This is a genomic window from Spirosoma flavus, assembly GCF_054778555.1.
In genome coordinates this window covers 1,383,866-1,399,419 of the sequence record NZ_BAAGZL010000002.1, presented here as the reverse complement: position 1 = coordinate 1,399,419, position 15,554 = coordinate 1,383,866, and the positions used below count along the sequence as shown (strand labels likewise).

The following is a 15,554-nucleotide window of genomic DNA, read 5'->3' as shown; positions in this document are numbered from 1 at the left end:
GTTTACGTTGTATTGCTGACGCTAAGGGCTTATTCACGCTAATTTTAGTTGAATACCGACGTAGTGCCAGCTCGGTTCTCCAATACTGATAGGGATTACTAGTAATAAATCGCTTATCAATCCAATTATGAGGTCGCCGTATATCTCCTAAAGATGTTGGCGGCCTCATTGTGTATAAGTACCTACGTTTTAATGACCAATTGCATTCGTCCGGTATTCTCCGCTGTACGTCATCTTAAGTTGCCCGCCCCGTCGATTGTCTGCTGTTTTGCGCACCCAATGGCCCGTAATCGTCGTTGGCCGCTATCATGCCCGCTTTCTTTTCGGAATACCCGACTCAACAAGCAATCCTCTACATACAACCATCCCAACAAAACACAATGAACCAATCCAAGCGAAATCAACCCATTTTGTCCATTACAGCACTGGCTGTTCTCTTAACCTTGGCCCTGTTCGGCTGCCAAACGTCGGCGGAGCAGGCTAGCACTGCAACAGCGATTCCGTCAATCCCCGTCGTAGCGGTGAAAACGGCTTCGAGGACAACGTATCAGGAATTTCCGGCTACGCTCGAAGGAACCATTAACGTAGATATCCGCCCGCAGGTGGAAGGCTATTTGGAAAAAATATATGTCGACGAGGGCGCATCAGTCCGGAAAGGGCAGCCGCTGTTCCGCATTGACGAACGTAGTTACCGGGAGCAACTCAGCAATGCTCAGGCCAGTCTGGCGATGGCGAAAGCCAATCGCGACAAAGCTGCGCTGGAAGTAAGTCGCCTAACACCTTTAGTGCAGAATAAAGTAGTTGGCGACGTTCAACTGAAGGCGGCTCAGTCGGCTTTTGAAGCGACTGTGGCCAGTATTGATCAGGCACAGGCGCTGGTGAGTACCGCTAAAACCAACCTAAGTCGTACACTGATTACCGCCCCCGTGAACGGCTACATAGGCCGACTTCCCTATAAACCGGGTAGTTTGGTCGGTAGAGTCGAACCCCAGGCGCTGACAACAATCTCTGACGTTCGCCAACTGTACGCTTACTTTTCCATGAGCGAGGCCGACTTTCTGCAATTCACCCAACAGTCGCCCGGGCGTAGTCTGACAGATAAAATTAAGCGTTTTTTACCGGTAGAACTCCTGCTGGCCGATGGCAATCCTTATGGTCAGAAGGGACGTATTGAACTGGCAGCCGGTCAGTTCGACAAAGCCATGGGCGCTATTACGTTCCGGGCAGTGTTTCCCAATGCGCAAGGGCTGTTACGTTCGGGCATTACAGGACGCGTCCGACTTCCGCAACCTCACGCAACAACCGTAGTCGTACCGCAGGAAGCTACCTTCGAACGGCAGGACCGGGTGTTTGTTTTCGCTCTCGCCGACAGCAACAAAGTGGAGAGTCGTCCGCTTAAAATCCTGGGCAAAAGTGGTAACTTCTACCTCGTTGAAGCGGGAATCCGACCCGGCGAACGTATCGTCCGCGACGGCATCGACCGGCTACACGATGGTGATGTTATTGCGCCTAAACCAGTTGACAACGATAGTAGCCAGGCGACGGCTGCACTGTAAATCAATTTCTTACGAGAAAGTGTCAAACTACCTACGTGGTTTGATTGATCCCTATTCATCATGTTTAAGGTATTTATAGAACGACCGGTTCTTTCCACGGTCATCTCCATTCTATTGGTTATTCTGGGACTCATTTCCCTGGTAACCATGCCTGTTACGCAGTTCCCGGACATTGCTCCGCCCAGCGTACAGGTAACGGCCTCATACCCCGGCGCTAACGCCGAAGTGGTGGCTCGTTCGGTAGCGACCCCGCTCGAAGAAGCCATCAACGGCGTAGAGAACATGACCTACATGACTTCGTCGGCGGGTAACGATGGCTCAGTAGCCATCAACGTTTTCTTCAAACTCGGCACCAACCCCGATCTGGCTGCTGTAAACGTCCAGAACCGGGTTGCCAAAGCTACGAGTCTGCTTCCGACCGAAGTGGTGCAGGCCGGTATTGCCACTCAGAAGCAGCAAAACAGCATGATCATGTTCTTGGACCTGATCAGTACGAAAGACGTATACGACGAGACGTTTTTACAGAACTACGCCAAAATCAACATCATTCCCGAATTGCAGCGGATTAACGGAGTTGGTCAGGCACTGGTGTTTGGGGTGAAAGATTACGCCATGCGTGTCTGGCTCAAACCCGACCGGCTGGTTGCCTACGGACTGTCGCCCCAGGAAGTACTGGCGGCCATTCGCGACCAGAACTTGGAAGCGGCTCCTGGTCGTTTGGGCGAGAGCAGCGCGGAGGCTTTTGAGTACACGATTAAATACAAAGGCAAGTTTAACAAACCCGAAGAGTTTGATCAGATTGTGCTGAAAGCCAACACCGATGGCTCGACTATTCTGCTCAAGGACGTAGCACGACTGGAATTTGGCTCGTTTACGTACAGCGGAAATACGCGCGTCAATGGAAAATCCGCTACGGGTATCGCCATTTTTCAAACAGCGGGCTCGAATGCCAACGACATTCAGATTGCCATTCAGGCCATTATGGATAAGGCCACCAAATCGTTTCCGTCAGGCATTCACTACGCAGTTGAATACAGCACCAAGAAATTCCTCGATGAATCCATCGACCAGGTGACCCACACGCTGATTGAAGCCTTCCTGCTGGTTTTTCTAGTTGTGTTCCTGTTTTTGCAGGATTTTCGGTCGACGCTTATTCCGGCCATTGCCGTGCCGGTTGCTATTGTCGGTACGTTCTTTTTCATGCAATTGTTCGGGTTCACGATCAACCTGCTGACGCTTTTCGCGCTGGTACTGGCCATCGGTATTGTGGTCGATGACGCCATTCTAGTGGTCGAAGCTGTGCATACGCGTATGGAAGGGGGCCAGCAGTCGGCACGGGCGGCTACACTCCGGTCGATGCAGGAAATTTCGGGAGCTATTGTGTCGATTACGCTCATCATGGCGGCCGTGTTTGTACCGGTAGGCTTTATGACTGGTCCAGCGGGCGTGTTCTACCAGCAATTCGCCTTTACGTTAGCCATCGCCATTGCTATATCCGCCGTTAACGCCCTGACGCTGAGCCCGGCGCTATGTGCGTTGCTGTTACGTAACAACCACGTAGCAGACGGTCATTCGGCGAAGAAAAGTGGACTTGCGAATCGATTTTTCACGGCTTTTAACGCGGGCTTCAATATTGCCACCAAACGCTACGTCAACATTTCCCGCCTGCTGATCCGCCACCGATGGGTAAGCATGAGCGGTCTGGCGCTGGTCATTGCTGTTACGTTCTGGCTGGTACGTACAACGCCTACGAGCTTTATTCCATCTGAAGATCAGGGCTTTATTGTGTATTCGCTAAAACTTCCGTCGGGCGCTTCCCTCCAGCGAACGCAGGCTGTCTCAAACCGCATTGACCAAATGATGCGCCAAATGCCAGCGGTTCATAGTCATTACGGAATCAGCGGCTTCAACATCATCACCAACTCGATCAGTCCGTCGTATGCGGTTGGGTTTATCAACCTGAAAGATTATAAGGACCGGGGGGCAGTTCAGCGGCTTGAGGACGTAATGGGTTTGATCACAAGCGAGATTGGAAAAATCAGCGAAGGTCAGGCGGAGGTATTTACGTTTCCAACGGTGCCGGGTTTCGGGAATGTCGACGGCTTCGAGATGGTGTTGCAAGACCGAACCAGTGGCCAGTTAGACAAACTGAGCGCCACCACGACGCGGTTTATCGAAGAACTGCGCAAACGTCCGGAGATTGGCGCGGCCTTCACTACGTTCGATACCGGCACTCCGCAATTTTCGCTCGAGATCGATGCCAAAAAAGCGAGTCAGTTGGGCGTTTCGACGGGCGCTATTCTGCAAACCATGCAGGTTTATTACGGCAGTACGTTCGCTTCCGACTTTAATCGGTTCGGCAAATTCTACCGCGTTATCGCTCAGGCCGACCAAGCTTACCGCGCCGACGCTGCATCGCTAAACGGCATGTACGTTAAGAACCAGAGCGGCCAGATGGTACCCATTACCACAGTGGCTTCGCTGAAACGGGTATACGGGCCGGAGGTGGTTACACGTAACAACCTGTTCAATGCGGTGATTATCAACGGAACGCCTAAGCCGGGCTACAGTTCGGGCGACGCCATACGGGCGGTGGATGAAGTCGCGCAGAAGTATCTGCCCACCGGCTATACCTACGAATGGACGGGCATGACGCGGGAGGAAATCGCGGCTGGAAACCAGTCGGGTATAATTTTCCTGCTGAGTTTGGTATTCATTTATTTTCTGCTGGCGGCTCAGTACGAAAGTTACCTGCTGCCTTTTGCCGTCATTCTGTCGGTGCCAACGGGTGTGCTGGGTGTGTTCTGGGCCATCGGGCTGGCCGATATCGACAACAACATCTACGTGCAGGTCGGGCTGATTATGCTCATTGGACTGCTCGCCAAAAACGCGATCCTGATTGTCGAGTACGCCGTGCAGCGACGCCGGGCGGGCATGGCCTTAATCAGTTCTGCACTGGAAGCGGCTCGTCTGCGACTGAGGCCAATTTTGATGACGTCGTTTGCCTTCATTGCTGGATTAGTGCCGCTCATGAGCGCGACGGGATCTTCGGCTAAAGGGAATCACTCCATCAGTATCGGCACAGCTGGGGGCATGCTTACGGGTGTCATTTTGGGCATTTTCATCATCCCGGTCCTTTACGTCGTCTTTCAGAAACTACACGAAAAAATAAGCGGCCGTAAATCGATTGCTTCACTTGAGCAAGACCGCGAATTGGTCGCCAATCACGCTACAATCCACAACTAATGATACGTAACAACTCATTTAAATCCCGACCTAATGCGGGTCGTTACTACGTCCTATTCATGCTTCTGATGCTGCTGGTGTCAGGCTGTAAGGTGGGACAGAATTACCAGCGGCCTGCCGTTACGTTGCCGACCCAATTTCGGTCGGCACCAACGGCCGACTCCGCCACGGTGGCCCGACTGCCCTGGCGCGATTTCTTTCCGAACGTGGAGCTACAGCAACTTATCAGCAAAGCGTTAACAGGCAATTTTGATGTACAGATTGCGCTTAAACGTATCGACGAGAGCCGGACTTACCTTCGGCAGACACGTTATGCCTTGCTTCCGTCAGTCAGCGGGCAAGTGACGGCTTCGACCCTCACGCCCTCCCGGAACAGCCTGAATGGAGTCAGTCTGGAAACTTTTCTTGGCACTCGCCACCTCGAAGACTACTCGGCTAACGTAGTGGTGTCGTGGGAAGCCGACATCTGGGGGAAAATTCGTCGGCAGAACGAAGCCACGCGGGCGACTTACCTTCAAACCGAGGAAGCCGTCAAAGCTGTACGAACCAACCTGATTGCCGACGTAGCGAATGGTTACTACCGCCTGCTGCTGCTCGACGCTCAGTTGGGTATCGCCCGGCGGAATCTAGCCCTAAGCGACTCGATTGTGCAGGTGATTCGGCTACAGAAAGATGCGGGTGAGGTTACCGAACTGGCCGTTGAACAGGCGCAGGCACAACGGCAATCGGCGGCTTTGCTCCAATCGCAACTGCAACAAACCATCGCGATGGAGGAAAACGGACTTCGTCAGCTCTTAGGCGATATGCCGGGCGAAATACCTCGCTCAGCTCAACTGGATCAGATGCCTATTGACGAAAAGTTGCTGGCGGGCGTACCAACGCAGTTATTAGCCAATCGTCCTGACGTTCGGGCCAGTGAACTTGGGCTGGTAGCCGCCAATGCGCGTGTCGGTGTGGCCGAAGCCAATTTGTATCCGTCGCTGATGATTACGGGCAGCAGTGGTATTAACGCCTTCCGGGCAGCTACCTGGTTTATGTTTCCGGGATCACTTTTTTATAGCATTGCGGGCGGCCTGACCCAGCCTATTTTTGCCCGTCACCAGCTCAAAACCCAGCGTGAGGTAGCTCAGATTCAGCGCGAACAGGCCCAAATTCAATTCCAGCAAGCGATTACCAACGGAGTACGCGAGGTATCAGACGCACTGATTATGGTCGAGAAACGGCGCGAACAGGAGCAAATAGCTGCCAATCGGGTCGTCGTGCTGAAAGGGGCCATCGCCAACGCCCGTCTGCTGTTTACTAGTGGTATGGCCAATTACCTCGAAGTTATTACCGCCCAAAGTAGCGCTTTGCAGGCTGAACTCACTCTAGCCGAGATCAAACAGCAGCGACTGAGCGCTCTGGTCAGCGTGTACCGGGCAGTGGGGGGCGGTTGGCAGTAAAGCTAAGTCGCCACATTGCTGACGCTAAAGGTTGTGAACAGATGCTGGCACTACGTCTGTTGCAAATGGAAAATTTAGCCTGTCGGCCAATAAACTTCATAATATTAGGCGTTAAGTGTTTGAATCAAATCTAGGAGAGAATTATCAAACTAACGTATTACTTTATCTGCTGGCACAACCGATTTAGTCAACAAAAAGCCTCTGCCAAAATCCCATCCGGAGTTAACGTATCGCCCGCTACACTTACTGGCCAGCCGCCGTTAAAAATCGTTTACGCCGTCTGCCCTCGGTTAAAGTAGCTCCGCCTAAGGCCAAATTGACGAAGTGTCCGAATCAAGGGCATAAAAGGGTATACCTATTGTTTAGCTAAGCTGAATTAACCAAGCAAGATGTTTTCATTGGCACACAGTTGCCTCAATTTCACACGGTCCAACCATTGTGCTGATACCTTGCTATTGATTAAAAATTATTGATTGACTAGCCTGTTAAAATCGTATCGCCTTATGATACAAAACAAGTGGCTTCTTGGCTTATATCGCTGTCTATTTGCATTATTGAAATAATGATTCTGCTAAACAGAATGAAATTAACATCTCTCTTCGTGTATTCTATAATGAATTTCAATGCCCAAACGTGAGTGCAGTATTCGTATCACTCAATAAATAGTAAGCGTTTTCCTAAATCAAGTATACTATGAATAGCAATATTTACAGGTTCCTAATGCGACTTGTTGACCGAAGTGCGTACCCTGCGCTCTTCATATGCCTGCTTACGAACGTAGCAACTGCCCATCCCTTTCCAGTAAAGCCAATTGCGACAGCAGTCCAATTTCCTCAGAATAAAGATATTGGCGTCAAAGGGAAAGTATCGGATGCCAAAGGTGATCCTCTGACGGGCGTTAGCGTTGTCATTAAAGGGTCTGTAACCGGTACGGTTACAGATGCAAATGGAGATTACTCACTCAACGTACCAGACGGGAACGTAACGCTGGTCTTTTCATTTATTGGCTTCACCACAAAGGAAGTTCCGCTCAACAATCAATCGATCCTGAACGTAGTGCTTTCCGATGATGTCAAGGCGCTGGAAGAGGTTGTTGTAACGGGCTATTCGTCGCAGCAGAAGAAAGACATTACGGGCTCAGTTGCCATTGTTAAAGTAAAAGACCTCCAGGCGTTGCCCGCGTCGACCGCTGAAAATCAGCTTCAGGGGCGCGCTGCTGGCGTGACTGTGATTAGTAATAATCAGCCGGGAAGTGTATCAACCGTCCGGATTCGTGGATTCGCTTCGTTTACCGGCAATGATCCACTCTATATTGTGGATGGTGTTCCAACGGGCTCTCTGTTAGGCATTAACCCTAGTGACGTTGAGTCGATGCAAGTGCTGAAAGATGCCGCTTCGGCGTCTATTTACGGCGCCCGTGCGTCCAATGGCGTCATTGTGGTCACGACAAAAAAGGGGAAAACGGGCAGTGCGAAAGTAGCTTACGACGTATCGTATGGTATTCAGGATCCTGGAAAAGGCTGGACCAATATGCTGAATCCGCAGGAATACGCCGACCTGACCTGGTTAGCTCTGAAAAATTCCAACCAGCCGCAGACGAGTGTCCAGTATGGCAAAGGTGCTACGCCTGTATTACCCGATTACCTGTTAGCAGGTACGGCATCCGGCGTAAAGGAAGGTGATCCGGCTACAAATCCGGCTCTGTATGATTTGAGCTATGCTAATCTGGCCAACTCCAATTATGCGCCTTATCTCATTGTTAAAGCCAATAAACAAGGCACGAACTGGTGGAAAGCGGTAACCCGTAACGCGCCCATTACCAACCACAATCTCACGGTTTCGGGTGGCGCGCCCGACAGGAGTCGGTACTTATTTAGTCTCAACTATTTCAACCAGGATGGTATTGTTATTAACAACTTTTACAAGCGCTATTCGGCACGTATCAACACCGAATTTACGCTGAAAAAGAACATTCGAATTGGCGAAAATTTACAGGTTTATACGTCACAGAGCAATACGGCAGCGAACAATACCGAAGCCAGCGAATTAGCCCTGGCTCGTTACATTCTGCCCATTGTGCCGGTCTACACAATACGTGACGGTGATTTCGCCGGAACGAAAGGTAACGGATTAGGAACAGCCGATAACCCGGTTGCCGTTCGGGAACGTACCAAAAACAACCGAGCCAATACGTTCGGGATTTTTGGGAACATGTACCTCGAAGTTGACTTTCTGAAGCACTTTACGGCACGTACCAGTTTCGGCGGCAACTACGGTACGAACGACTATACAAACTACCCAACGATTGAATACGAGGGGGCCGAAAACAACCGGAACCCGACGCTGGCCGTTGGCTTTTTCAAGAACCGGTCGTGGACCTGGACTAATCAGATAACATACAAAAATACATTTGGCGATCACAACCTTCAGGTATTGGCAGGAACCGAAGCGGTCGACGAGGCTGGTGACCGCATTGAAGGGTCGCGAAGTAATTACTTCCTGTACACCAATATTAATGCGATTACGCTCAGTTCGGGTACGTCCAATCAACTGGTGAGTGGTTTCCCAAATACGCCAGTCTCTTTATTCTCCGTATTTGGCAAGGTCGATTACGAATTTAAAAACAAATACCTCGCCAGTGCGATTGTCCGGCGCGATGGTTCTTCCCGCTTCGGCGTTGATAATCGGTACGCCGTTTTTCCGGCAGGTTCGTTAGGCTGGCGTATTTCCGAAGAAGCGTTCCTGAAGAACGTAACGTGGTTAACGGATTTGAAACTGCGCGGGAGTTACGGTTTGATGGGGAACCAACGTATCGATCCGGCCAACCAGTTCACCCAGTTTTCGACCAGCAAGGGAGCTGCCTCCTACGACATTGGCGGAACGAGCACGACTCCCCAATCGGGCTATTACCTGTCATTTATTGGCAACAGCGCAGGAAAATGGGAAACCAACGTATCGACCAATATAGGCTTCGACGCTACGTTGTTCGGCGGCAAAACAGACATCTCGTTCGACTGGTATCAGAAGAAAACCAATAACCTCCTGTACACAGTTGAACAGCTGGCTACCGCAGGCGGAATTGCCGCCCAAAACCCGCCGTTCTTCAACGTAGGGAGTATGAAAAATACGGGTATTGATTTGGCGATTTCGCAGCGGGCAAACCTTCGGGACGTAAAGCTCGACGCTACGTTAACGCTCACTACGTATCAAAATGAAATCACGAAAATTGCCGATGGTATTTCGTATTTTGATTATAACAGTCCGCTCAATGAACAGAACCGGATTGGCGGTGCGTTCACCCGGAATGCAGTTGGGCACCCGATCAACGCTTACTTTGGCTACGATGTAATTGGCTTATTTCAAAGCGCGGACGACGTAGCAAAATCGCCGACGCAGCAAAGCGCGGCTCCTGGTCGGTTTAAATATCGTGACGCTAATGGCGATGGGAGAATCGACGCCAATGACCGGGTTTTCTTCGGGAATCCGAACCCAAAATTCACCTATGGCTTAAACCTGAATCTGTCTTACAAAGGGTTCGATCTGACGGGTTTCTTCTATGGTGTTCAGGGTAGAGATGCTATTAATTATGCCAAGTTCACCACGGATTTTTATTCGCAGGGCATCACCAACAAAAGTAAAGATGCGCTGTATAATTCCTGGCGGCCCGACAACCTGGGCGCTACAGTGCCCATCCAAGAGACAGTTGGGAATTTCAGTACCAACGCGATTCCGAATTCTTATTATAAAGAAGATGCGTCTTACCTGCGGCTGAAAAACCTGAGTCTCGGCTACACGCTTCCAACGCCCTTGTTAAATAGGATTGGGGTTGACCGGCTGCGAGTGTACGTACAGGCTACGAACCTGTTCACCATCACGCGCTACACGGGTCTCGAGCCGGAAATTATCAGTACCGACGATCGGGCTGCGGGTATCGATGCAAACGCCTATCCAGCTGTCAAGCAATATCTTATCGGCGCTAGTCTTAACTTTTAATTACCTACTCAAATGCGCAAATTCTTATACACATTTACCCTTATTTGCCTGGGCGTCGGTGGGCTAATTAGCTGTGAGAAATCCTATCTGGATAAAAGCACATACGGTACACTCGACGCTACCTCCCTGGCCAACAAAAATGGACTTGAATCGCTGTTGATTGGCGCTTATTCCATGCTCGATGGCTACAGTGTCGGCACGACAACGCTCGGTTCCTGGTCAAGTGCGGCATCCAACTGGGTTTACGGGAGCATAGCGGGTGGCGACGCCCACAAAGGCAGCACCGGCACCGATCAGCCGGAAGTCAATGCGATAGAAGCCTATATTCCGATTCCCACAAACGGCTTTTTAAATGACAAATGGAAGGTTGTTTATGAAGGCGTAACGCGAGCTAATATTGTCCTGAAAACAATTCCTGGAGCAACCGATATTACGGCCGACGACCGCAAGCGGCTCGAAGGTGAGGCTCGGTTTTTACGCGGTCATTATCATTTTGAAGCCAAGAAAATGTGGAACATGGTTCCGTTTATCGACGAAACGATGACCGATTTCACCGTTCCGAACGTCAAAGTGAACATAGCAAATGATCAAAATATCTGGCCGAAAATACAGGCTGATTTTCAATATGCTTACGATAATTTACCTGAAATACAGGGCGCTGTCGGACGGGCGAACAAGTGGTCGGCGGGGGCTATGTTGGGGAAATGTCTGCTCTTTCAGAAAAAATACGCCGAAGCAAAAGCCGTGCTGGATCAGGTTTACCAACGAGGCACAAATCCGTTGGGCATGAAATACGGCCTGCTGGATAAGTATCAGGATAATTTCAACGCGGCTACGAAGAATTCAAAGGAGTCCGTATTCGCAACGCAAAGTTCGGTCAACGATGGAGCCGCAGCGGCCAATGCCAACTATGGTGACGTATTGAATGCTCCCTACGGTGGCCCGTTCGATTGCTGCGGCTTCTTTCAACCTTCGCAGGATTTAGTCAATTCCTACAAAGTCGGTGCGACAGGTTTACCCGATCTTGATACGTATAATACCAATCCGGTCACCAGCGATGAAGGCGTTGCGATCACCGATCCGTTTACGCCCTATGCCGGCACTGTGGATTCGCGTTTAGACTGGACCGTTGGTCGCCGGGGTATTCCTTACCTCGATTATGGCCCCCATCAGGGCATTAGCTGGCAGCGCGATCAGGCTTATGGGGGGCCGTATAACACGAAAAAGAACGTGTATTACAAAGCCCAAAAAGGAACATTAACAGATGGCTCGTTCTGGGCAAGTACCGTAACGGCTATCAACACAAATCTGATACGTTTTTCCGATGTCATTTTATGGCTGGCCGAATGCGAAGTAGAAGCCGGTGATTTAGCCAAAGCGCGCGCCTACGTCAACGAAGTACGGGCTCGGGCTGCCAAGCCAAGCAGTTGGGTCGTGAAAGATGGGACTACGACGCCCGCGGCCAATTACAAAGTTGGGTTGTATGAGCAAAACTGGGACCAGGCGACGGCCCGGAAAGCGGTGCATTTCGAGCGAAAATTGGAGTTAGGCATGGAGGGTCACCGCTTTTTCGATTTGGTACGTTGGGGCGAGGCTGAAGCGACGATCAACAAATATATCCAGTATGAAAGTACGCTACGTACCTATATGGTCGGCTCGAAATTTACCGCCGGGAAGAACGAATATTTTCCCCTCCCGCAGCGCCAGATTGACCTGAGTAACAACGTGTTGAAGCAGAATCCGGGGTATTGATATGTAGATGTTTTCTTAGTGAGCGTATCGAGATAGCCAATCGTCGCGTAGCGACCCAATGTTTATAGAAATCAGGAATGACTAAATCAGATCCCGTCGCGTAGCGACCAAACTGCAATTCAATTGTTAGGTCGCTACGCGACGGGAGATAAAGGAGGATTCTTTCCGACTACAAACATTGGGTCGCTACGCGACGATTAGCTTACTCAACCAGATTCCTAAGTTTCTAGTCCTGCAAATTATTGTTCCAGAGCTGCTTGCGGAATGTTTGCGGGTTACAATTTTTCAATAGACGAAATTGTCGATTGAAGTTGGAAAGGTTCTGAAAACCACAATCGTAACAGATTTCAATAATGGATAAATTGGTATCTGCCAGCAGTTTACACGCATGACTGATGCGAAATTCATTGATCAAATTAACAAGCGTTTTATGGGTTCGCCGTTTGATGAACCGGCAGACCGACGGAACGGACATGTTCATCAGATCGGCGATTTCGTGTAGGGCAATCCGGCGTTGGTAATTTCTGGAAATGTAATCAAAAACCAAGTTTACCTTCTCGCTTTCAACCGGATTGCTTCCTTCAATAATTTGGGTAGATAGGGTGCGCAAATGAGGAGATTCGGCCAGGGTAGTTAAAATGTCCAGCAACAGGAGCAGTCGACGCATGCCTTCCGTTTGCGGCATTTCCATCATGCGAGCAATGACGTATTCTTTGGTTGGCCCCAGGATTTCGAGACCCAAAGCGGCTCGCTGAAACAGTTGTCGGATGGGTGCCATTTCCTGGAGTTCCATAAAGGGTTCGCCCAGAAACTCTTCCAGGAAATGGACAATAAGCGACTCAGCCCGGTGGTCAGGCGAATTTTGGTAAAAAACAGGATCGTTTCGGTAGATATGCGGTACGTTGGTGCCGATAAACACCAGATCGCCATCCGTAAAATCGCCAATGCCGTTGCCAATAATGCGCTGCCCATGACTCTTTACCACCAGTACCAATTCATATTCCGGATGAAAATGCCAGGGGGTCGGGAAGTATGGAAAGTGGAAATTATACAGTTTAAACGAGGATCGCTCAGTGGCAGGAAGTTTCTCTAATAACGCTTTCATAGCCTGTTAAAATCGTATCGCCTTCTGAGACAAAACTAGTAGAAATTCGGCTTTTCTTAGTGTCATTTTGCACTGTCAAAATACTATTTTATCAGTAAGTGAAGAAATTTAATCCCTCAACCTTATGTCAGTATATCAGTTGTCTGACGAGCAGATTGCGCAGTACCATCGGGATGGTTATCTGATTGTCTCGAACTTGTTTTCGTCTGAGGAAATAGACAGGCTTTATCAGGTAGCCATTGACGACAAAACCATTTCCCGGAACTCATACGATTTAAATGATCAGTCTGGAAAAAAAACCAAACTCGCGCTCTGGTTCACGCCGGGAAACGATTTATATAGCTTGGTAACTCGTAGCGAACGTATCGTGCAATCCGTAGACAAATTGCTGGATGATACGTCGCCGGTCTGTCATTTTCACTCGAAACTGATGCAGAAAGAACCGCGCGTGGGCGGGGCCTGGGAGTGGCATCAGGACTATGGGTATTGGTACAAAAACGAGTTTCTCCTACCTGATCAGATGTTTTCGGTCATGGTAGCGATCACGAAAGCGACGAAAGAAAATGGCTGTTTACAGGTCATTAAAGGCTCTCACAAAATGGGTCGGGTTGAGCATGGTTTTGCGGGCGAGCAGGTCGGTGCTTCACAGCACTACGTTGATCTGGCGCTGAAAACGATGGACCTTGTTTACGTGGAGTTAAAGCCGGGCGACGCCTTATTTTTTCACAGTAACCTGCTGCATCGCTCCGAAGCAAACTTGTCTGAAAATGCCCGGTGGTCGCTTATTTCCTGTTACAATCGACAGGGGAATATTCCTTATAATGAGCCCTCTACGTCCTGCGTTACGCCGTTGGAAACCGTTCCGGACGAGGCTCTTTTAACCTGGCAAGTTTCGGGAATAACTGACCAGACGGATTTTCTAAACAAGGAAAATGACGTATCCTTGACGTAGCAGGTATCCTAAATAACATTAACCGTATGGCAATCGCTATTCCTACTCAACTCGACACCGTAAGCCGTGGTACGCACGTTTACAATCTCACGTACATCTATCTGGTCAGCACTGTAGCGGCCCTCGGCGGACTGCTGTTTGGCTTTGATATGGCTATCATTTCGGGAACCGTGCGCTTTTTCAGCGACTATTTCCGTCTGGATAACATCGAAACCGGATGGGCTGTCGGCTGTATTAACCTCGGTTCTGCGGTTGGGGCATTGGTTGCCGGGAAGTTAAGTGATACGTTGGGGCGTAAGAAAACGCTGATTCTCTGCGCACTTTTGTTTGCCGTTTCGGGGGTAGGTACGGGCTGGGCAACAGGTTTCACTACGTTTATTTTCTTCCGTTTGTTGAGTGGCGTAGCGGTCGGGGCGGCAGCGTTGGTTTGCCCTATGTACATCGCCGAAACGGCGCCCGCTCGTTTTCGGGGTCGGCTGGTTACCGTTTATCAACTGGCGATTACAACAGGTATTTTGCTGGCGTATCTCGCCAATTACCTGCTGCTGGATACTGGCGAAAACAACTGGCGCTGGATGTTTTCATCGCAGTCACTACCCGCGATTTTCTTCTTTTGCAGCTTGTTTCTGGTAACCGAAAGCCCTCGTTGGCTCATCCGCAAACAACGTAACGAACTCGCCAATCAGGTGCTGACCAAGATCGGGGGCAGTGGTTACGCCAACCAGGAAAGCGAAGCGATTCGGCAAAGTTTTTCGCAGGAAATCAAAGAAAATATTCGCGACCTGTTCAGTAAAGAATTGTTTGGAATTGTCATGTTGGGCGTCGGAATCGCGGTTTTTTCGCAGGCAGACGGGCAAAATTCCTTGTTTTCGTATGCTCCAGCTATTTTTCAGCAAGCCGGTATGGCCGAAGATTCCGCTTTTCTGCAATCGGTGATTCTTGGATTGATCAACTTTGCTTTCACTTTTTTTGCCATTGGGGCAATTGATAAAATTGGTCGTCGGAAATTGCTGCTATACGGCTCTGCGCTGCTTTGTGTGGATGCGCTGGCCTTGGCAACGGCTTTTTATTTTGGGTGGCCGGGCTACTGGATTCTGACCTTCGTACTGGGCTTCATTGCCATTTATGCTGCTACGTTGGGACCTGTTACGTGGGTTGCTCTCTCCGAAATTTTTCCAAATCGAATTCGCGGGAATGCGATGGCGTTGTCGACGCTGGCTTTATGGATTGCGAACTTCTTCACAACGGCTTCGTTTCCGGTGATGAAAACGTATCTGGGCCTTCCTGCTACGTTCTGTATTCATGCGGCTATCTGCCTGATTTACTTTGTTTTTGTGCGGGCAAACGTACCAGAAACCAAAGGCAAGTCACTGGAAGAAATCGAACAACTGCTTACAAAACGCTCGTAATCTTTCGGCTATATCGGGAGACATTCAGTATTACGTTTTATTAATCTTAGGTTGGTTATAAGTCAGGAGTTCTTTTTTAAAGGGCTCCTGCTTCAGTCT

8 protein-coding genes are annotated in these 15,554 nt (G+C 49.9%); 7 read left to right on the top strand and 1 reads right to left on the bottom strand.

Going from position 1 to position 15,554, the window contains the following annotated elements; translation table 11 throughout:
* The first annotated feature begins 380 nt into the window (after positions 1 to 380).
* The 5 genes from ACYVF1_RS14595 to ACYVF1_RS14575 all read left to right on the top strand — a co-directional run bounded on the left by ACYVF1_RS14595 (position 381) and on the right by ACYVF1_RS14575 (position 11,989).
* The gene (locus ACYVF1_RS14595) at positions 381 to 1,556 is read left to right on the top strand and encodes an efflux RND transporter periplasmic adaptor subunit (protein WP_461079938.1); all 1,176 of its coding nucleotides are present in this window, start codon (positions 381 to 383) and stop codon (positions 1,554 to 1,556) included.
* 60 nt (positions 1,557 to 1,616) lie between these two features.
* Positions 1,617 to 4,802 (top strand): efflux RND transporter permease subunit, encoded by a 3,186-nt coding sequence (locus ACYVF1_RS14590; RefSeq protein WP_461079936.1) that lies wholly within the window; start codon positions 1,617 to 1,619, stop codon positions 4,800 to 4,802.
* A complete protein-coding gene (locus tag ACYVF1_RS14585; protein ID WP_461079934.1) occupies positions 4,802 to 6,244 on the top strand; it encodes an efflux transporter outer membrane subunit in 1,443 nt (480 codons plus the stop codon). Before ACYVF1_RS14590 ends, ACYVF1_RS14585 begins: the two co-directional genes overlap by 1 nt.
* Positions 6,245 to 6,964: 720 nt before the next feature.
* Complete coding sequence (locus ACYVF1_RS14580) at positions 6,965 to 10,237, top strand: SusC/RagA family TonB-linked outer membrane protein (protein ID WP_461079932.1); 3,273 nt, start codon at positions 6,965 to 6,967, stop codon at positions 10,235 to 10,237.
* 12 nt (positions 10,238 to 10,249) lie between these two features.
* On the top strand, positions 10,250 to 11,989 hold the full coding sequence (locus tag ACYVF1_RS14575) for a RagB/SusD family nutrient uptake outer membrane protein (RefSeq protein WP_461079930.1): 1,740 nt from the start codon (positions 10,250 to 10,252) through the stop codon (positions 11,987 to 11,989).
* Positions 11,990 to 12,215: 226 nt separating this feature from the next.
* Here the strand turns inward: ACYVF1_RS14575 and ACYVF1_RS14570 are convergent, their stop codons facing one another.
* The gene (locus ACYVF1_RS14570) at positions 12,216 to 13,094 is read right to left on the bottom strand and encodes an AraC family transcriptional regulator (RefSeq protein ID WP_461079928.1); all 879 of its coding nucleotides are present in this window, start codon (positions 13,092 to 13,094) and stop codon (positions 12,216 to 12,218) included.
* A gap of 124 nt (positions 13,095 to 13,218) precedes the next feature.
* Between ACYVF1_RS14570 and ACYVF1_RS14565 the strand changes: the two genes are divergently transcribed.
* Together ACYVF1_RS14565 and ACYVF1_RS14560 are read left to right on the top strand one after the other, a co-directional pair.
* Positions 13,219 to 14,046 (top strand): phytanoyl-CoA dioxygenase family protein, encoded by an 828-nt coding sequence (locus ACYVF1_RS14565; protein ID WP_461079926.1) that lies wholly within the window; start codon positions 13,219 to 13,221, stop codon positions 14,044 to 14,046.
* A 26-nt stretch (positions 14,047 to 14,072) separates the two neighbouring features.
* Positions 14,073 to 15,455 carry a sugar porter family MFS transporter gene (locus tag ACYVF1_RS14560; protein ID WP_461079924.1) on the top strand — a complete coding sequence of 461 codons (1,383 nt, stop codon included), beginning with the start codon at positions 14,073 to 14,075 and terminating at the stop codon, positions 15,453 to 15,455.
* The last annotated feature ends 99 nt before the right edge of the window (positions 15,456 to 15,554 follow it).